A 17,100-nucleotide genomic window follows, 5' to 3' on the forward strand; every position below is an offset into this window, starting at 1 on the left:
GGTATTCCTCCAAAGAAAGGGCGGCAGGAGAAAAGCTCCCTGCCGCCCGGTTGTCAATTCAGCGCGATCATGGCCGCCTGAGCGCCCCGGACATTCCCCACCTTGCGGTACGACCAGAAGAGGTCTGTCCGGCACGCGGTGCAGAGATCGCAGATGTCCACCTGGCCGGAGGGGACGCCCAGGTCCAGCAGCCACCGGGCATTGAGCCCTTTCAGGTCCACATGCCACTTTGGGCCGCGGCGCTGGAAAAAGGGCTCGGCCTCATTGCCGAAGGCGGCGCGCATAGCCTGGGGGACGTCGTCGTCGGTTTCAAAGCAGCACTGGCCGATGGAAGGGCCGAATGCTGCGCGCAGGTCCTCTGGCTTTGCGCCGTAGACGCGGCCCATCTCCAAAGCGGTTTTGCGGAGGACCCCGTTGGCCACGCCGCGCCATCCGGCATGGACAGCGCCCACGCACCTGGTGACGGGGTCATAGAGGAGAACGGTGCCGCAGTCGGCGGAAAAGACCGTCAGGGCAAGGCCCGGCACATTGGTGATGATGGCGTCGGTGAGGTAGTCCCGCTCCCGGAACAGCCCTTTGCCTGCATCCTTCTCCGAGGCGATCAGCACATGGTCCTCGTGGACCTGGCGGGATAGGACCGTGCGTCCGGCGTCCACACCGATGGCGCCGCAGAACCGGCGGTAGTTTTCCAGCACATGGTCCATGTCGTCGCCGCGGCCCACGCCTAAGTTGAGGCTGTCCCAGGGCGGGACGCTGACGCCTCCGAGGCGGGTGGAAAAGCCGTGAGCGACGCCGCCGCAGCGGTCCAACAGGGGGGAGGTGAGGAAGGTGGGCTGCCCCACCGTGCGCATGGTAAAGGTCATAGGCGCCTCCTGATCGAAGTCTGCGCCCAGGTTTACCGGCCGCAGCAGTTCTTGTACTTCTTGCCGCTGCCGCAGGGGCAGGGATCGTTGCGTCCAATCTTCTGGACCTTGCGGGGCTGCTTCTTGGGCGCGGTGCCGTCGCCGCCCACATTTTCCACCATGCCCTTGGCCACGCGCTCACGCTTGACCTCCTCGTTGCTCTTGAGGCGCACGGAGTAGAGGCGCCGCACGGTCTCCTCCTGAATGGCGGCGATCATCTCCTCGAACATGCTGAGGGACTCCTGCTTGTAGGCGATGACCGGGTCAACGTTGCCATAGGCACGCAGGCGGATGCCCTGCTTCAGGTCGTCCATGGCATCGATGTGCTCCATCCAGTACTCATCCACCACACGGAGCATGACCACGCGCTCCAGTTCCCGCATGATGGGGGAGGTGATCTCCTGCTCCTTCTGCTCGTAGTACTTGACGGCCTCCGACTGGAACAGCTCGATGAAATCCTGGGCGGTCTTATCGGCGATTTCCTCCTCGCTCAGCTTCACCGCGTACTTGGGGAAGTAGGTGCCCTCCAGGCTGCGGAGCATTTCCCGGTAGCCGGCGATGTCCAGCGCCGTCTGCTCCCCGAAAGCGTGGTTGACGTGGTTTTCGATGGCGGTGGAGACCATGCCCTGGATAATGGGCTGGATGTCCATGCCGTCCAGGACCTTCTGACGCTGAGAGTATATGATCTCACGCTGCTTGTTCATGACATCGTCGTATTCCAGCACCGACTTACGGGACTGGAAGTTGCGGGACTCGACGGTGGTCTGGGCGTTTTCAATGGCGCGGGTGAGCATCTTGCTCTCGATGGGGGTGTCCTCGTCCAGGTCCACCTTCTCCATCATGGCCTGGATGCGCTCACCGCCGAACAGGCGCATCAGGTCGTCCTCCAGCGAGATGTAGAACCGGGTCTCGCCGGGGTCGCCCTGGCGGCCGGCGCGGCCGCGGAGCTGGTTGTCGATGCGGCGGGAGTCGTGGCGCTCCGTGCCGATGATAAAGAGGCCGCCTGCGGCGCGGACCTGGTCCGCCTCCGCGTCGATGTCCTGCTTATGGGCGGCCATGCGCTCGGAATAGAGCTTGCGGGCCTCCAGAATCTCTTCGTTGTCGGTCTCGGCGTAGCCGGTGGCGTCGGCGATCACCTCGTCGCTGAAGCCGGCCTTGCGCAGGTCCGCCTTGGAGAGGTACTCGGCGTTGCCGCCCAGCATGATGTCGGTGCCGCGGCCGGCCATATTGGTGGCCACGGTGACGGCGCCGAACTTGCCGGCCTGGGCCACGATCTCCGCTTCCTTCTCGTGATTTTTGGCGTTGAGCAGGTTGTGGGGGATGCCCTCTTTGACCAGCATCTTGGAGAGGTTTTCGTTCTTTTCAATGGACACGGTGCCCACCAGAACGGGCTGGCCCTTGGCGTGGCATTCCTTGATCTGGTTGATGACCGCCCGGTATTTGCCGTTTTCGGTTTTATAGACCACATCCTGGTTGTCCACGCGGGCGTTGGGCCGGTTGGTGGGCACCTCGATGATGTCTAAGTTGTAGATGGTGGCGAACTCCTCCTGCTCCGTCAGGGCCGTACCGGTCATACCGGAGAGCTTGCGGTAGAGGCGGAAGTAGTTCTGGAAGGTGATGGTGGCCAGGGTCTTGCTCTCCCGGGCCACGGTGACGTGCTCCTTGGCCTCGATGGCCTGGTGCAGCCCCTCGGAGTAGCGGCGGCCGAACATCAGGCGTCCGGTGAACTCATCGACGATGATGACCTCGCCGTCCTTCACCACATAGTCAATATCCTTTTTCATCACGCCGTGGGCCTTGATGGCCTGGTTGACGTGGTGGGCCAGGGTGGAGTTCTCCGGATCGGAGAGGTTGTCCACATGGAAAAACTCCTCCGCCTTGGAGATGCCCCGGGCGGTGAGCATGGCGGTGCGGGCCTTTTCGTCCACGATGTAGTCGGCGTCGATGTCGGAGGCTTCCTCTTCCTTGTTGTCCACCTCGGTGACCACCTGCTTTTTCAGCCGGGCCACAAACATCTCCGCCATGTCGTAGAGCTGGGTGGACTTGTCGCCCATACCGGAGATGATCAGCGGGGTGCGGGCCTCATCGATGAGGATGGAGTCCACCTCGTCCACGATGGCAAAGGAGTGGCCCCGCTGGACCTGCTCCTGGGCATAGATGGCCATGTTGTCGCGGAGATAGTCGAAGCCCATCTCATTGTTGGTGCCATAGGTGATGTCGGCGTCATAGGCGGCCTTGCGCTGCTTGTTGTCCAGACCGTGGATGATGAGGCCCACCTTGAGCCCTAAGAAGCGGTGGACCTTCCCCATCCATTCGCTGTCGCGCTTGGCCAGGTAGTCGTTGACGGTGACGATGTGTACGCCGTTTCCGGAGAGGGCGTTCAGGTAAGCCGGCAGCGTGGCCACCAGAGTCTTGCCTTCACCCGTCTTCATCTCGGCGATGCGGCCCTGGTGCAAAACGATACCGCCCACCAGCTGTACCCGGTAGGGCCGAAGCCCCAGTACACGGTCGGCGGCCTCCCGGACAGTGGCAAAGGCCTCGGGAAGAATATCGTCCAGCGTTTCCCCATTCTGGAGGCGCTCTTTGAACTGTGCTGTTTTTGCGCTGAGCTGCGCGTCGGTCAGACCGTGGTATTCGTCAGCCATGGCCTCGATTTTATCCACAATGGGATAGATCTGCTTCAGCTCGCGGTCGCTGTAGGTTCCGAAGACTTTCCTGAAAAGACCCATTTTATGAAAACATCCTTTCCAATCCCGTATGCGCGGGACAGAGTAATCAACAGATTTGTTATTTTAATAGGTATCCGATAAAATAGCAAGTGTAGCATATCACAAGTTCCTGTAGAATGCAAAGAAAAATCGGCCATGGGGAAAAAAGTTCACAATTGAGAAAAGAATCCGTTCAGGGGCAGGACCAAACTGCCGCTTTCCCCTTTGCGCACCTCACCGGTGATGGTCAGCGTGTCCACCCTGCCATCCTTCCATCCGGCGCGGACCTCGATGATGCCGCCCGGCTGGCGCAGGGCCACGGTGTAGGGCGCGCCGGTGCGCTGGGCCAGATAGCAGCCGATGGCGGCGCTGCCGCTGCCGCAGCCCCGCTCCCACACGGAGGTGTGGGTGGCGGCCACATAGACCAGGGGGGAGAAGGAGAGGGCGTCCTCGTCAAAGAGCAGGATGCCGGCGGCGTCGGCCTTCAAAGTGGCGCACAGCAGCTGGACTGCGTCCTCCGCCTGGGGGTGGGTGAGCGCGCCGGCGGGCACGATGCAGTGGACGATGCCGGGGAAAAAAACGGCGGGACAGGAGAGCATCCGGTCCCCGGCCACCACGTCGATCTCCCGGATGCGCTCTGGCAGGGGCATGTCCACCGTGCCCAGACAGCACTCGGTCCCCATCTGGACATGGCAGGTCAAAATCCCGGATTCACCGGAGACCTCCATGGGAATGTCCGCCGCATCGCCGCTGGCCAGGCCATCCTCCCAGGCCAGCAGCGCGGCCAGGGACATGGCGGCGTTGCCGCAGAACTCACCGCCCATCATCTGCAGCCGGGCCCTGGCGCCGCGGGCCGAAGCGCTCTCCAAAAACCCCACCTGCTCCGCGTCGGGGTTGCTGCGCAGCAGCAGCTGTGCCACCGACGGCTGGGCGGAGCGGGGCACAGTCGTTCGAACCAGCAGCGTGATGTTTTTGGTGGGGTCAAGGGTGATATAGGAAATCTCCATGATGATCAATGTCCTCCAGATATGCCTGTGGGGATCAGGCGAATTCGACTCTCTTTTCCAATATTTGCAGGAATTTTAAAATTATACTATATGAGGGGAAAAAAGTCACGCACTCTTTCGGGAGTACTGTGGGAAGCTGTAACTGTTTTTGGTAAAATTGTAACCGGATGTCAATTGAATTGACTTTTGGAACATGGTAACATGGACGCAAATCGCGCATAGAAAAAAGATTTGAGGTGCATTGTGTTGACAATCGGAGGACATGGAAAGCGCGTGCTGCTCACGCTGATTGCTTTGGCCCTTTTTCTGAGTGTTTTGAGCGGATGCGGAACGAATGGGCAGACGGAACCCCGGGAGGATGGTTCCGCGCCGAAGGAGGATGGAGAACCGGCGGAGCAGGGGGAGCCGCTCCCGGATGCGCTGCCGCTGGAGTTCGTGTTTGCCAGCGGTGCCGGCGCATGGGGAACTGAACTCACTCTGAACCGGGACGGCTCATTCGCAGGGCAGTACAGCGATTCTGAGATGGGGGAGAGCGGCGAGGGCTATTCCAAAGGCTCGGTCTACGTCTGTGCGTTCAGCGGCCGGTTTGAAGAGATCAAACAGGTGGATGACACCACGTACTCCATGAAATTAGGAGAGATCAAAGTGACAGATGAGCCGGGCAAGGAGTGGATCGAGGAGGAAATCCGGTATGTGGCCTCAGACCCCTTTGGGATAGCGGGCGGAGAGACGTTTTTCCTCTACACGCCGGAGACGCCCCTTGAAGGACTCTCCGAGGAGTTCCTGAGCTGGTGGCCCGACAATTACCGTAGGGAGACGGACGCCCTGCAAACACTGGCCTGCTATGGGCTCAGGAACCAGGAGACGGAGCAAGGCTTCTTTGCCGTCGAATCAGGCAAAGGGAGTACTTTGGAGAGTACGGGGGAGAGAACGGCGACCGGAACTACGTCTGCGGCTTTTTGAAGCTCTATTATTACGATTTGGGTACAGGCCTTGAGGACCTCAAACATCCGGTTTACAGCAGTAGCGGCGGAGCGGGAAACCCTGTCCGCATCACCCTTTCGTCCGATGGGACGCTGACGGATTTTCAGGAGACCTATGACGGTGCGGACAACACCAGGCGGATTGAGGAGCTGTGCGGCCCACTGAGCGGCCTGGCGGATGCGCTGAACAGCGGGACCGACCTGCCGGACGGAAAGCGGGAGCTGACGCCGAAGGATGACACGCTGCTGCGGATGTACCTGGATTACTATTTTTCTGAAGATTGAATAAAGGGGGGAGAGGCGGGCCTCTCCCCTCTTAGGCTTGCGGAGCAGAGAGATCGCCCTCCGGCAGGGAGGCATGTATCGTCAAGGGGAAGAAGGCGGCCCAGCTGCCGGGCGCCGGAGGCGGTGCGGGGCGAATGCGGGCAATTACTTGCTCTTGCGGGGGAAAGGTGTTACACTATGGAAAAATAGCGCAGAGCGCTGTTTTCCACCATGGCTGTCCAGCCTGAACGACTGCCGCCGGCTGAGCCGGGGGCAGCAGTCCGGTTCCGGGCGTGTCCGGGAGGAATCAAAACCGCGGCCGAAGGCTGCGGTTCCATCAAAATAAGGAGGACGACCCATGAAGCTGAGCTTTTACGGAGCAGACCAATGCGTAACCGGCAGCTGTCACTGCCTGGAGGTAAACGGCAAGAAGATTCTTGTGGATTGCGGACTGCAGCAGGGGCGGGACGAGGTGGACAACCAGAGCCTGCCCTTCGCCCCGGGGAGCATCGACTACCTGCTGGTGACCCACGCCCACATCGACCATTCGGGGCGCATCCCCATGCTGGTCAAGCAGGGGTTTAAGGGCCGGATCCTGACCACCCGGCTGACCGCGGAACTGCTGAACATCATGCTGCTGGATTCCGCCCACATCCAGGAGCAGGACGCCGAGTGGAAAAACCGCAAGGGCGAGCGGTCCGGCGCAGCCCATGTGGAACCGCTCTACACCATCGAGGACGCCCAGCGGGTACAGGAGTATGTAACCACCTGCGAATACGGCCAGGTGGTGGAGCTGTGCGAGGGCGTTGAGGTGGAGTTTGTGGATGCCGGACACCTGCTGGGCTCAGCCTGCATCGCCATGGACCTTAAGGAGGGGGATGTGAAAAAGCGCATCGTCTTCTCCGGCGACCTGGGCAACATCAAGCAGCCCATCATCCGCGACCCGGTCCATTTCCAGGGCGCCGACTACGTGGTGATGGAGTCCACCTATGGCGACCGCAACCACACGGAGGTGTGGAGCTATACCGACGACCTTGCAAAGCTCATCGACGAGACCATGGCCCGGGGCGGCAACGTCATCATCCCCTCCTTTGCCGTAGGCCGCACCCAGGAGCTTTTGTATTTCATCCGGGAGATCAAGGACCAGCATATGGTCAAGTCCAATCCGGATTTCCCGGTGTACATCGACTCTCCCCTGGCCAAGCGGGCCACCACCATCTTCACCGGGGACCTCCAGGGCTACCTGGACGACGACGCGCTGAAGCTGGTGAAGGACGGCACCCACATGTTCAACTTCACCAACCTCCGCATGACGGAGACCAGCGAGGAGTCCAAGGCCCTCAACGAGGACCGGACGCCCAAGGTCATCATCTCCGCCTCCGGCATGTGCGACGCGGGCCGCATCCGCCACCACCTGAAGCACAACCTCTGGCGGCCGGAGTGCACGGTGGTGTTTGTGGGCTATCAGGGAGAGGGCACCCTGGGCCGCCATCTTCTGGAGGGGGCCAAGAGCGTCAAGCTCTTCGGCGAGGAGATCGCCGTCAAAGCCCAGATCGTCAACTTCCATGGCCTTAGCTCCCACGCCGACCGGGACCATCTGCTCGGCTGGATCCAGGACTTCAAGGCCCCAAAGCCCGAGCACGTGTTCGTGGTGCACGGCGACCGGGAGGTGGCGCCCTTCTTCGCCCAGACGCTCTGCGGCCTGGGCTTTGAGGCCCACGCCCCCCAGTATACCGAGGTCTATGACCTGGCGGCCAACCGCCAGATCGAGGTGGGCTATCTGCCCGAGCGGAAGGCAAAGCCCTTCGACGGCGCGCCCAAGACCTCCTCGGCCTACCAGAGCCTGGTGTCCGTGGGCGAGATGCTCATGGAGCTCATCCGCCGCAGCCGGGGCCGGGACAACAAGAGTCTTGCCTCCTTTGCGGATTCGCTGCGTAAGCTGATTGAGAAATGGGACGTTTGATCAAAAACTCCATCCACCGCGTGCGCATTGAAGGCTATACCAGCGAGGGGCTGGGAGTGGCCCGGATCGACGGCATGGCGGTCTTTGTCCACGCGGCTCTGGCGGGGGAGGCCTGCGAGGTCCAGATCCTAAAGGTGCTGAAAAACTGCGCCTTTGCCAAGGTGCTGACGGTGGAGGAGCCCTCCCCCCACCGACGGGAGCCGGACTGTCCCTGGTACGGCCGCTGCGGCGGCTGCGGCCTGCGCCACATGGACTACGAAGAGGAGCTCCGGGCCAAGCGCCGGCGGGTCCAGGATGCACTGAACCGCTTGGGCGGCCTGGACGTGGAGGTGGAGGAAATCCTTGGGGCGGAGGAGCCACTGCACTATCGCAACAAGAGCCAGTATCCGGTCTCCGCCCAGGGCAGCGTGGGGTTTTACCGAGCCCGCAGCCATGACGTGGTCCCGGTGGAGCGCTGCCTGATCCAGCACCCGGCGGCGGACGACACCGCCGGCGCCGTCCGCGCCTGGATGAAGCGCTGGGGCGTTTGCGGGTATGATGAATCCACAGGCACAGGATTGGTCCGCCATGTCTACGTGCGGGTCAACCGCCGGGGCGAAAGCCTTTGCTGCCTGCTGGTCAACGGGGAGAAGCTGCCCCATGAAGCCGAGCTGGTGGAGGAGGTCCGCTCTGCCGCCCCCGCCACGGTGGGCGTGGTGTTGGGCGTCAACAAGCGTCCGGGAAATGTGATCCTTGGCCAGAGCTACCGCACGCTGTGGGGCTCGGAGGTCCTGACGGACACCATGTGCGGCCTCACCTTCCAGTTGTCCGTGCCCTCTTTCTATCAGGTAAATACGCCCCAGGCGGAGCGGCTTTACGGCAAGGCGCTGGACTTTGCGGCCCTGACGGGGGAGGAAACGGCACTGGATCTGTACTGCGGCATCGGCACCATCACGCTGTGCCTGGCCGGCCGGGCCAAACGGGCCATCGGGGCGGAGATCGTGCCCGAGGCCATTGAGGACGCCCGGGAGAACGCCCGGCGCAATCACGTGGACAACGCGGAATTTTTCTGCGGTGACGCCTCGGATGTGTCGGAGCGGCTGCTCAAAGAGGGGCTGCGGCCCGACGTGATCTGCGTGGACCCGCCCCGGAAGGGCCTGGCAGCGGGTGTGGTGGACACGGTGGCGGGCATGCAGCCCGGGCGGATCGTCTATGTCTCCTGCGACCCGGCCACGCTGGCCCGGGACGCCAAGCGGTTCAAAGTGCTGGGCTATCCCATGGCCCGAGCCGCCGCGGTGGACCTGTTCCCCGGTACGGCCCACGTGGAGACGGTGGCACTGCTGCTGCCGGAGTAATGGAATCAAAAGGCCGCAGTCCTTAAGGACTGCGGCCTTTTTGTCAACCGTTTCCCGCTGTGCGCCTGAGGATAAAATCGGCGAACTGCCGGGCGGCATAGGGCATGGTCTTCCTGTTTTTCCAGGCAAGGGCGACGATCCGCTTCGGCGTCTCCCGGACCGGACGGATCTCCAGGCCCTGCTCAAATCCCTCCACCACCCGCTGGTATACCAGGGACACGCCGAGCCCCTGCCGTACCATGGCAAGGATGGTGTAGTCGTCATATACTTTGTATTTGACCCGAGGGGTAAGCCGCTGCCGTGCAAAGGCGGCCAACGGGACGCTGTACTCCCCTTCATCCAACAGGATGAAGGGCTCGGCCGCCAGTTCGCCAAGGGAGATCGCCCTCTGTTTGACAAGGGGATGGCCGGGCGGCAGCACGGCCATCATTTCATCCTCATAGAGTACGGACAGTTCCACTCCGTCCACCGCGTCCTGGTTGACAAACCCAAAATCCACGCTGCCCTCCCGGATCCATTTCCCGATGCTGGTATAGTCGCCCTGACGCAGCACAAAGGTGGCTGCCGGATAGCGCTGCTGGAAGGAGTTCATAAGGGAGGGGAGCAGCGTCCGGCTGATGCTGGTGAAGGTGCCGATGGTGATGGTGCTGTTCTTCAGGCCCGCCATCTCCCCCTGCTTTTCCACCAGCGCTTTTTCTGCCGTATGGATGGCCAGCAGGTACGGGTAGTACTGCGCGCCGTCCGGCGTCAGACGGACTCCGTCTTTCCTGCGCTCGATCAGCGTAACGCCGATTTCCTGCTCCAGCACCCGCACCGTCTGGCTGACGGAGCTCTGGGAATAGCCCAGGAGCTCCGCGGCCTTGGTGAAGCTGCTCAGTTCCACCACCTTGCAGAATACGCCGTACCGGGAAATCATCTCCTATACCCCTCCTTGCTGAATCGGATATGCTTATCATATGATTATAAACATTAATTTTACCGATGTAAATAGTTGGATTATACTATATGAGCAAGCCGATGGAACGGGAGAAGGAGTGGATGGAAGATGAGCGGGAACAGCGACTGCTATTCGTTGAGGGCAAAGGGCAATCTGGAGGTGTTCCGGGAGGGAATGCAGGACGGATTTCCCATTGGGCTCGGCTATTTTGCCGTCGCCTTTTCCCTGGGGATTGCCGCAAGGAACGCGGGACTGACGCCGTTTCAGGGGTTCTTGGCAAGCATCCTCTGCAACGCGTCCGCCGGGGAATACGCCGGATTTGCCCTGATCGGGGCGGGGGCCGCCTATCTGGAGGTGGCGGTGATGACCTTCATTGCAAACGCCAGATACCTATTGATGAGCGCCGCCATAAGCCAGCGGGTGAAGAGCGGGATACGCTGGCCCCACCGCCTGCTGATGGCGTTTGACATTACGGATGAGCTGTTCGCCATCTCCATTGCGCGGCCCGGGCCCCTCAATCCAAATTACTCATACGGGTCCGTGGTGGCAGCGTCGCCCCTCTGGGCGGTGGGGACGGCCCTTGGCTGCATTGCGGGCAACCTGATGCCGCCGCGGCTGGTCAGCGCCCTCAGTGTGGCTCTTTTTGGGATGTTTTTGGCGGTGATCATCCCGCCGGCCAGAACGAGCAGGGTGATTGCCGGGCTGGTGGGCGTCTGCTTTTTGTTCAGCTATGCCGCTGCGCGCCTGCCCCTGGTCTCGGAGGTCTCCGGCGGGACGCGCACCATTTTCTTGACGGTGCTGCTCTCGGCCGGAGCCGCGGTCCTGTTTCCCAGAAGGGAGGAAGAGGCGTGACCCGCAATCCCTACGTCTATATTTTGATTATGGCCGCGGTCAGTTATGGAGTCCGCGTGCTGCCGCTGACCCTTTTACGGAAGCAGATCAGCAGCCAATTCCTCCAGTCGTTTTTATACTACGTCCCGTACGTCACACTGGCAGTCATGACCTTCCCTGCCATTTTAGAGGCAACTCAAAGCCCTATCTCCGGTGCGGCCGCGCTGATCGCCGGCATCCTGGCGGCCTGGTTTGGCCGGAGCCTCTTTCAGGTCGCCGTCTCCTGCTGCGCGGTGGTGCTGCTTTTGGAGGCTCTGGTCCTGTAGAGGGAAAAATATGGTCCCATCATGAAACAAGCGTGCCGCCTTGATAGGCGGCACGCTTGTTTACCCGGCGGCTTACCCTCTATCAGGGAAGGGGCAGCTTTGCAGGCCGTGTTTTGTGCAGTAGAGATACAGCGTTCCGTCCCGCCCGGTCATTGGCAGCCGGACTTCCGCGCCCTGCTCCGGATAGAGCCGCACCAGCAGCACCTTATTGTCGTGGACGTGGGCTGCAAAGGCGATGAAGTGGTCTTTTTCCATGGGGTGGGGGAAGGTGACGTAGTAGTCGATGTCCGATTCCCGCACGCTGGGGCGGTGCTCCTCCGTGCAGGGGGCGCCCGTCAGGGGGCTCAGCTTCCGGCCGCAGCAGGAGAGGGAGGCCCGGCCCGTGCTGATCAGGATGTTGCCGCAGACGGGGCAGACATAGAACCGGGTCCGGTCCAGCTTTCCCACGTCAGGCCGGTTGGGGGACAGCTCTCCCTGGAGCAGCTTGTGGAGGTCTGCGCCCAGCTGGGCGCAGAGGCCGTCCCACAAAGAGAGGTCGGGGCACCCCTGTCCGCACTCCCATTTGGAGACCGTCTTGTTGCTGATATGGAGCCGCTCCGCCAGCTGGCGCTGGGTCAGCCCCTTTTCCCTGCGCAGCTGGGCGATCAGCTGCCCGACTTTTTGATAATCCATTTCATTCCTTTCCGGCGGACGCTACTTCCAGAGCAGCGACGCCTGGGGGTCTGCAGCAAGGCACAGGCTCAGAAGCTTTTCCAGCTCCGGCATGTGATCCTTATGGGGATCGTCGTATTGCAGCGTGCGCAGCACGGCGCGCTCAAACCCTGCCTCGCCGTACTGGTTCCACAGCGACTGGAGGCGCCGGTTGGGATACCCGCCGGAGGACAGCTTGAAGCAGACGCTGTTGAACCCTGCGGGGATGTCCTTGGAAATCCCAAGGAAGGATTCCCCGGTGGCGGTGCAGCGCAGGGAAATCACTCCCATGTCCGGGCGGCGGTTTTGATATGCCTCCAAAAGCTCCTTTTTTCGCTTTGCATCCATGATTGTTCACCTCTTGCCTGATTGTAGCGGAAGATGGCTGCAAAATCAATCCACGCTTCGTGGACAAGGGAATCAGACCGTGCTATACTGAAGAAAAATGCGGAAAAGCCGCAAAAGGAGGCTGTTATGGGAGACAGTTCGGGAAATGAGAAGCCGGCCCAGTCCGGCCAGTGTGGGCCGGAGGCGGGAAGTGAGAATGCCCTCCATTGCCCCAAATGCGGCAGCGTATGTGTGGAACCCATCGATCCCGCCGTGCGGGGCATGACGTCTTTCTTCTTCGGCTATGCCAGCAAGAGGGCCCAGGCGCAGTATCGCTGTAAAAACTGCAGGCACAAATGGTGAACGTGGCGCGAACTGGATGCGCGCGCCCAGCGTGTGTGTGACGCCAGTCAGCCTGCCGCGGTGTTTTTCATCTGATGCCCACGCCGCTTCCACTCGGCCTGTGACGGCCTTTGCCCCTCATCGGTGAATCAAAAACGCAGGACAAGAGAAGGCCGCCCCTTGGGGCGGCCTTTTGATCAGGAGTCTATTGCCGGGACCTCCGGCCCTTCCGGCGGTTCCGGATCGTCCGGTTCATCCGGCTGGGCAGCACGGCGCTCCAGGCGGTGCATGGCCCAGAGGAAGCAGAGGATGTGGGCGGTGAGTGTGATGATCCAGGTGATGGGGTAGGAGATATATACGGTTTCGATGGTGTGGTACTGGGGAATCTGGAAGACTGTGGAGATCCAAACCAAACGCAGCAGGCACGAGCCCACAAGGGAGACGATCATGGGCATGATGGAGTAGCCGATGCCCCGCAGGCAGCCCACCATCACGTCCATCATACCGCCCAGGGCATAGGTCCTGGCGATGATCTTCATGCGGTCGAGTCCTGCGGCGATGACGGCGGGGCTCTTGCTGTAAATCTGCAGCAGCGGCGTGCCGCAGAGGTACACCAGGTTTCCGAACACCACGCCAAGAATCACCACAAAGGCCTGGGAGGCCAGCAGGATCCGGTAGATCCGTTTGTACTGTCCGGCGCCGTAATTCTGGCCCGTGAAGGAAATGGAGGCCTGGTAAAAGGCGTTCATGGCAAAGTAGACAAAATTCTCGATGTTGTTGGCGGCGGAGTTTCCGGCCATCACCACCTCGCCGAAAGTGTTCACGGAGGATTGGATGACCACGTTGGAAATGGAGAACAATATCCCCTGGAACCCGGCGGGCAGCCCGATTTTGATGATTTGGAGGAAGCTGTTTTTATAGATGTGCAGCAGCTTGAGGTCCAGGCGGATGCCGCCGCTCTCCCGCATCAGGCAGCGCATCACCAAAAAGGCGGAGATGCATTGGGAGACCACGGTGGCGATGGCCACACCCGCCACATCCAGGTGCATCACAATGACAAAGAACAGGTTCAGCACCACGTTGACCACGCCGGCCACCGTCAGATAGTTCAGCGGCCTCTTGGTGTCGCCCACCGCCCGGAGCAGGGCGCTGCCGAAGTTGTAGATCATGGTGGCGGGCATGCCCAAAAAGTAAATCCGGAGGTAGAGGGCAGCAAGACCCAGCACCTCATCCGGCGTCTTCATCCACATCAGCACCTGCCGTGCGCCAAGGGAGCCTGCCAGCGCCAGAAAGAGGCCGCTGACAATGCTCATGAGCATGGCTGTGTGGACGATCTCACTGAGGGTTTTGTCGTCGTGGGAGCCGAAGGACCGGGCCGCCAGCACATTGGCGCCGACGGACAGGCCCACAAAGAGGTTGGTGAGCAGGTGAATCAAAGAGGAGTTGGAGCCCACCGCCGCCAGAGAGTTGTCGCCGGCGAACCGGCCCACCACCACAATGTCCGCCGCGTTGAACAGCAGCTGCAGTACGTTGGAGCACACCAGCGGAAATGCGAACACCAGCATCTTTTTCCAGACAACGCCGGTGCACATATCCATTTCGTAAGTTTTTACCTTCTCTTCCTTTTCCATCTTCTTATCCTTTTAATGTTTTTTTCCAGTTTACCACCCTTTTACAAATGATGCAATTCTCTCCGAAAGAAAAAATAGCCTGCGGAAGGGCGCTGGAAGGCCCTGAAGGGGGGCGGCGTGATTTGGATTGAAAAGGGCCGCCTGATTTGATATGATAAAAAATAACGTTTTACGCTATTTTTTATACGGGCCGTCCGGCTATGGCTTGCTTCCAGATGCCGGCAAGCGGGCCTGATGTGAGAAGGGATGAGAAGCTTGCTGAAACGACAGATCGGGCACTTTGTGCTGACCGTGGCCGCCGTAGGCATTTTTATGCATGTTTTTGGCGAGTCGCTGCCCCGGGACCGGTTTCACTATGACCGGTTCCCCTATCGCAGTTATAGGTGGGAGAAAAATGGGGAATTCTATTCCAGGCTGAAGATTGAAAAATGGAAGGACCGCCTGCCCGACAAGAGCAGGTTTGTCAAATCCACCGTGCGGAAAAAACTGGGCGGGGACCGCTCCGCAGCCCATCTTCTGCGGCTGGTCCAGGAGACCTGCGTGGCTGAGCTGATCCACTGGCTGCTCCTTGCGGTGAGCCCCGTGATGCTTGTGACTATGGAGCCGCCCCTGAACGTCTGGGCGGCGGCCCTGTACGGCCTTTCCAACCTGCCCTTCATCATGATTCAGCGCTATAACCGGCCGCGCCTGGCACGGCTTTATCAAACCGCCCGGAAACGGGAGGGAGGAGCTCCATGAAGCTTTTGGTTTTATCCAGCAACAACGGCGCGGGGCATAACTCCGCTGGCCGCGCCATATTGGAGGCGGCCCACAGGCGGGGGATGGAGGGAGACATGGTGGACGCCCTCTCCATCGACGCGCCCTGGAAGTCCCGGGCCATCTCCGAAATCCACATCCAGGGCGCCCTCCACGCGCCCTACCTCTTTGAGGTGGGGAACTACCTGGCGGAGAAGGACGCCTGGCGGAAAAAGCCCTCCGGCTGCTACCGGGCCAATGCCCGGTATGCGGACAAGCTGTGGATGTACCTGAGCGGGCGCCATTACGACGCGGTCATCGCCACCCATGTGTTCCCGGCTCTGACCATGACCCACATCAAAAGGCATATCCGCTCTGATGTGCCGGCCTATTTCGTGGCTACGGACTATAGCTGCGCCCCTTATGTCCACGAGACGGAGATGGACGGGTATTTCATCCCCCATGTGGCGCTGCGGGGGAAGTTCCTGGAGGCTGGCGTGCCCTTTTCCCGTATTGTGCCCTCTGGCATCCCGGTGGTGGAGCGGTTCGTCACCCGCCGCTCCCAGGCGGAGGCCAGGCGCATCCTGGAGTTGCCGGAGGAGGGGAAGATCGTGCTGGTGATGACCGGCTCCATGGGGTTTGGGGACGCGGAGGGCCAGGTGCTGGCGCTCTACCGGCTGCTGAGCGAAAAGGCCCGGATCTACGTGATGGGCGGCAACAACGAAAAATTGAAGGAGACGCTGCGCTCGGAGTATGCCGATGCCGTCACCGTGCTGGACTACACCCGTGAGGTGCCGCTCTATATGGACGCCTCCGACGTGCTCATCACCAAGCCCGGCGGGCTTTCCACCACGGAGTCTGCCGTGTGTGAAATCCCCACGGTGCTCACCACCCCGATCCCGGGCTGGGAGGAGGAGAATGTGGACTTTTTCACAAGACACGGCCTGGCCCGGTTTGCCACGGACCCGGAGAACATCGCCCGGCAGGCAAAGCTGCTGCTGGACGACCAGGACGCCAGGGAGGCCATGAAGGCCTGCCAGAGGCGGGAGATCAACAAGCAGGCGGCCGGGGAGATCGTGGACCATGTGGCGCGCCGCCATCGGCCCCTATTTTACTAAAGGAGGACTATGCAATGCGTTTTCAAATGGTACACAACAACCTGAATGTGGCCTGCCTGGCCAAAAGCCTGCCCTTTTACAAGGAGGCCCTGGGGCTGGAGGAGGTGCGCCGGATCGAGGGGGAAGGGTTCACCATCGTCTACCTCAGCAACCCCGAGAGCAGCCACCAGCTGGAGCTGACGGAACTGAAGGGTCATCCCCAGCCCTATGACCTGGGGGAGAACGAGTTCCATCTGGCCTTTTGCACCGACGAGTTTGAGGCCGCGCTGGAAAAGCACCGCCAGATGGGCTGCGTGTGCTTTGAAAATCCGGACATGGGGATTTACTTCATCTCCGACCCCGACGGATACTGGCTGGAGATCGTCCCCGCACGATAACCGGGAGAAAGCGCGGCGGCGAAAAAACCATTGTATTTTTCGGCGGAATCGTGTATACTGAATCATCAAACAAAATGCTGAAAAAAGAAGCAGTGGACAACAGGAGGAGTGGCTATGAACAAGACGGCCCGTTTCGTATTGAAGATCATTGCGGCCAGCCTGGGTCTTGCGGCGATCGTCTGCCTGATCGTGGGCAGCTGGAGCGACATCGGCGAGGGCTGCAAAAACGCAAAGTGCCGGCTGAGCCGTAAGTCGGAGTACGACGACTACGAGGACGAAAAGCTGTACGACTGAGAAACAGCAAAAGCGCCCGGATTTCTCATGGGCGTCTATAAGGCAAAAAGCTCCGGAAACGACAATTGTCGTTTCCGGAGCTTTTTGCACTGTATCGAAAGCAAGGCAGATTGCCGTCCGAAGCGGATCGGGGCGCCTCCATAGTCAGCTGGTTCCCGCAGCCGGTTTTGCTTTTCACTACGCCTTTTCTTGCCGAAAAAGAAAAAAATCCGGAAAAAATCCGGACCTTACACTGAAATCTCTTGACAAACCAAAAATTACATGGTATCATAAAGCGCTTATGTTTCAGAGCAGAAATGTATCTCCTGCCACGTTACATGTCAAAGATACC

Annotated in this window: 18 protein-coding genes; 11 read left to right on the forward strand and 7 right to left on the reverse strand. The window is 60.6% G+C overall.

The genetic code is table 11. The features are described from left to right. Positions 1 to 53 precede the first annotated feature (53 nt). The 3 genes from pgeF to H8790_RS01515 all read right to left on the reverse strand — a co-directional run bounded on the left by pgeF (position 54) and on the right by H8790_RS01515 (position 4,617). A complete protein-coding gene (pgeF, locus tag H8790_RS01505) occupies positions 54 to 863 on the reverse strand; it encodes a peptidoglycan editing factor PgeF (RefSeq protein WP_187333342.1) in 810 nt (269 codons plus the stop codon). Positions 864 to 895: 32 nt separating this feature from the next. After that, complete coding sequence (secA, locus tag H8790_RS01510) at positions 896 to 3,631, reverse strand: preprotein translocase subunit SecA (RefSeq protein WP_187333343.1); 2,736 nt, start codon at positions 3,629 to 3,631, stop codon at positions 896 to 898. Between the two features lie 149 nt (positions 3,632 to 3,780). Further along, positions 3,781 to 4,617, reverse strand: coding sequence for a hypothetical protein (locus H8790_RS01515; RefSeq protein WP_187333344.1), 837 nt, complete (start codon positions 4,615 to 4,617; stop codon positions 3,781 to 3,783). Positions 4,618 to 4,860: 243 nt separating this feature from the next. On the opposite strand from H8790_RS01515, the gene H8790_RS01520 reads away from it, so the two are divergent. The 4 genes from H8790_RS01520 to rlmD all read left to right on the forward strand — a co-directional run bounded on the left by H8790_RS01520 (position 4,861) and on the right by rlmD (position 9,161). Continuing rightward, positions 4,861 to 5,580 (forward strand): hypothetical protein, encoded by a 720-nt coding sequence (locus H8790_RS01520; RefSeq protein WP_187333345.1) that lies wholly within the window; start codon positions 4,861 to 4,863, stop codon positions 5,578 to 5,580. Next, the gene (locus H8790_RS01525) at positions 5,577 to 5,885 is read left to right on the forward strand and encodes a hypothetical protein (RefSeq protein ID WP_187333346.1); all 309 of its coding nucleotides are present in this window, start codon (positions 5,577 to 5,579) and stop codon (positions 5,883 to 5,885) included. Before H8790_RS01520 ends, H8790_RS01525 begins: the two co-directional genes overlap by 4 nt. A gap of 337 nt (positions 5,886 to 6,222) precedes the next feature. After that, a complete protein-coding gene (locus H8790_RS01530) occupies positions 6,223 to 7,827 on the forward strand; it encodes an MBL fold metallo-hydrolase RNA specificity domain-containing protein (RefSeq protein ID WP_187333347.1) in 1,605 nt (534 codons plus the stop codon). Continuing rightward, positions 7,815 to 9,161 (forward strand): 23S rRNA (uracil(1939)-C(5))-methyltransferase RlmD, encoded by a 1,347-nt coding sequence (gene rlmD / locus H8790_RS01535; RefSeq protein ID WP_187333348.1) that lies wholly within the window; start codon positions 7,815 to 7,817, stop codon positions 9,159 to 9,161. Before H8790_RS01530 ends, rlmD begins: the two co-directional genes overlap by 13 nt. 43 nt (positions 9,162 to 9,204) lie before the next feature. On the opposite strand, the gene H8790_RS01540 is transcribed toward rlmD, so the two are convergent. Continuing rightward, positions 9,205 to 10,077 carry a LysR family transcriptional regulator gene (locus H8790_RS01540; RefSeq protein WP_187333349.1) on the reverse strand — a complete coding sequence of 291 codons (873 nt, stop codon included), beginning with the start codon at positions 10,075 to 10,077 and terminating at the stop codon, positions 9,205 to 9,207. Positions 10,078 to 10,206: 129 nt separating this feature from the next. On the opposite strand from H8790_RS01540, the gene H8790_RS01545 reads away from it, so the two are divergent. Then, a complete protein-coding gene (locus H8790_RS01545) occupies positions 10,207 to 10,950 on the forward strand; it encodes an AzlC family ABC transporter permease (RefSeq protein ID WP_243208535.1) in 744 nt (247 codons plus the stop codon). After that, positions 10,947 to 11,255: an AzlD domain-containing protein gene (locus H8790_RS01550; RefSeq protein ID WP_187333350.1), complete on the forward strand. Its 309-nt coding sequence runs from the start codon at positions 10,947 to 10,949 to the stop codon at positions 11,253 to 11,255. The genes H8790_RS01545 and H8790_RS01550 overlap by 4 nt, the downstream gene beginning before the upstream one ends. Positions 11,256 to 11,327: 72 nt before the next feature. Here H8790_RS01550 and H8790_RS01555 read toward each other — a convergent pair whose 3' ends face one another. Continuing rightward, positions 11,328 to 11,927: a helix-turn-helix domain-containing protein gene (locus tag H8790_RS01555; protein ID WP_187333351.1), complete on the reverse strand. Its 600-nt coding sequence runs from the start codon at positions 11,925 to 11,927 to the stop codon at positions 11,328 to 11,330. Positions 11,928 to 11,948: 21 nt separating this feature from the next. Beyond that, on the reverse strand, positions 11,949 to 12,293 hold the full coding sequence (locus H8790_RS01560) for a GIY-YIG nuclease family protein (RefSeq protein ID WP_187333352.1): 345 nt from the start codon (positions 12,291 to 12,293) through the stop codon (positions 11,949 to 11,951). A gap of 126 nt (positions 12,294 to 12,419) precedes the next feature. Here H8790_RS01560 and H8790_RS01565 point away from each other — a divergent pair, with 126 nt between their 5' ends. Next, complete coding sequence (locus H8790_RS01565; RefSeq protein ID WP_187333353.1) at positions 12,420 to 12,635, forward strand: hypothetical protein; 216 nt, start codon at positions 12,420 to 12,422, stop codon at positions 12,633 to 12,635. 176 nt (positions 12,636 to 12,811) lie between these two features. Here the strand turns inward: H8790_RS01565 and H8790_RS01570 are convergent, their stop codons facing one another. Then, entirely contained in the window at positions 12,812 to 14,245 is a 1,434-nt protein-coding gene (locus H8790_RS01570; RefSeq protein WP_187333354.1) for an MATE family efflux transporter, read from the reverse strand. A 255-nt stretch (positions 14,246 to 14,500) separates the two neighbouring features. On the opposite strand from H8790_RS01570, the gene H8790_RS01575 reads away from it, so the two are divergent. From H8790_RS01575 to H8790_RS01590, 4 genes are all read left to right on the forward strand, one after another. Next, entirely contained in the window at positions 14,501 to 14,983 is a 483-nt protein-coding gene (locus tag H8790_RS01575; RefSeq protein ID WP_187333355.1) for a glycosyl-4,4'-diaponeurosporenoate acyltransferase CrtO family protein, read from the forward strand. Then, positions 14,980 to 16,098 carry an MGDG synthase family glycosyltransferase gene (locus H8790_RS01580; RefSeq protein WP_187333356.1) on the forward strand — a complete coding sequence of 373 codons (1,119 nt, stop codon included), beginning with the start codon at positions 14,980 to 14,982 and terminating at the stop codon, positions 16,096 to 16,098. Before H8790_RS01575 ends, H8790_RS01580 begins: the two co-directional genes overlap by 4 nt. A gap of 14 nt (positions 16,099 to 16,112) precedes the next feature. Next, positions 16,113 to 16,475 (forward strand): VOC family protein, encoded by a 363-nt coding sequence (locus H8790_RS01585; RefSeq protein ID WP_187333357.1) that lies wholly within the window; start codon positions 16,113 to 16,115, stop codon positions 16,473 to 16,475. A 114-nt stretch (positions 16,476 to 16,589) separates the two neighbouring features. Next, a complete protein-coding gene (locus H8790_RS01590; protein WP_187333358.1) occupies positions 16,590 to 16,769 on the forward strand; it encodes a hypothetical protein in 180 nt (59 codons plus the stop codon). The last annotated feature ends 331 nt before the right edge of the window (positions 16,770 to 17,100 follow it).

The organism is Oscillibacter hominis, assembly GCF_014334055.1.
In the GTDB taxonomy this organism is placed as follows: Bacteria; Bacillota; Clostridia; order Oscillospirales; family Oscillospiraceae; genus Oscillibacter; species Oscillibacter hominis.

Coding starts and splice junctions, on each gene's coding strand:
- pgeF (WP_187333342.1), bottom strand. CDS start 863: ATGACCTTTACCATGCGCACGGTGGGGCAGCCCACCTTCCTCACCTCC.
- H8790_RS01570 (WP_187333354.1), bottom strand. CDS start 14,245: ATGGAAAAGGAAGAGAAGGTAAAAACTTACGAAATGGATATGTGCACC.
- H8790_RS01530 (WP_187333347.1), top strand. CDS start 6,223: ATGAAGCTGAGCTTTTACGGAGCAGACCAATGCGTAACCGGCAGCTGT.
- H8790_RS01590 (WP_187333358.1), top strand. CDS start 16,590: ATGAACAAGACGGCCCGTTTCGTATTGAAGATCATTGCGGCCAGCCTG.
- H8790_RS01545 (WP_243208535.1), top strand. CDS start 10,207: ATGAGCGGGAACAGCGACTGCTATTCGTTGAGGGCAAAGGGCAATCTG.
- H8790_RS01555 (WP_187333351.1), bottom strand. CDS start 11,927: ATGGATTATCAAAAAGTCGGGCAGCTGATCGCCCAGCTGCGCAGGGAA.
- H8790_RS01585 (WP_187333357.1), top strand. CDS start 16,113: ATGCGTTTTCAAATGGTACACAACAACCTGAATGTGGCCTGCCTGGCC.
- secA (WP_187333343.1), bottom strand. CDS start 3,631: ATGGGTCTTTTCAGGAAAGTCTTCGGAACCTACAGCGACCGCGAGCTG.
- rlmD (WP_187333348.1), top strand. CDS start 7,815: ATGGGACGTTTGATCAAAAACTCCATCCACCGCGTGCGCATTGAAGGC.
- H8790_RS01580 (WP_187333356.1), top strand. CDS start 14,980: ATGAAGCTTTTGGTTTTATCCAGCAACAACGGCGCGGGGCATAACTCC.
- H8790_RS01560 (WP_187333352.1), bottom strand. CDS start 12,293: ATGGATGCAAAGCGAAAAAAGGAGCTTTTGGAGGCATATCAAAACCGC.
- H8790_RS01515 (WP_187333344.1), bottom strand. CDS start 4,617: ATGGAGATTTCCTATATCACCCTTGACCCCACCAAAAACATCACGCTG.
- H8790_RS01540 (WP_187333349.1), bottom strand. CDS start 10,077: ATGATTTCCCGGTACGGCGTATTCTGCAAGGTGGTGGAACTGAGCAGC.
- H8790_RS01565 (WP_187333353.1), top strand. CDS start 12,420: ATGGGAGACAGTTCGGGAAATGAGAAGCCGGCCCAGTCCGGCCAGTGT.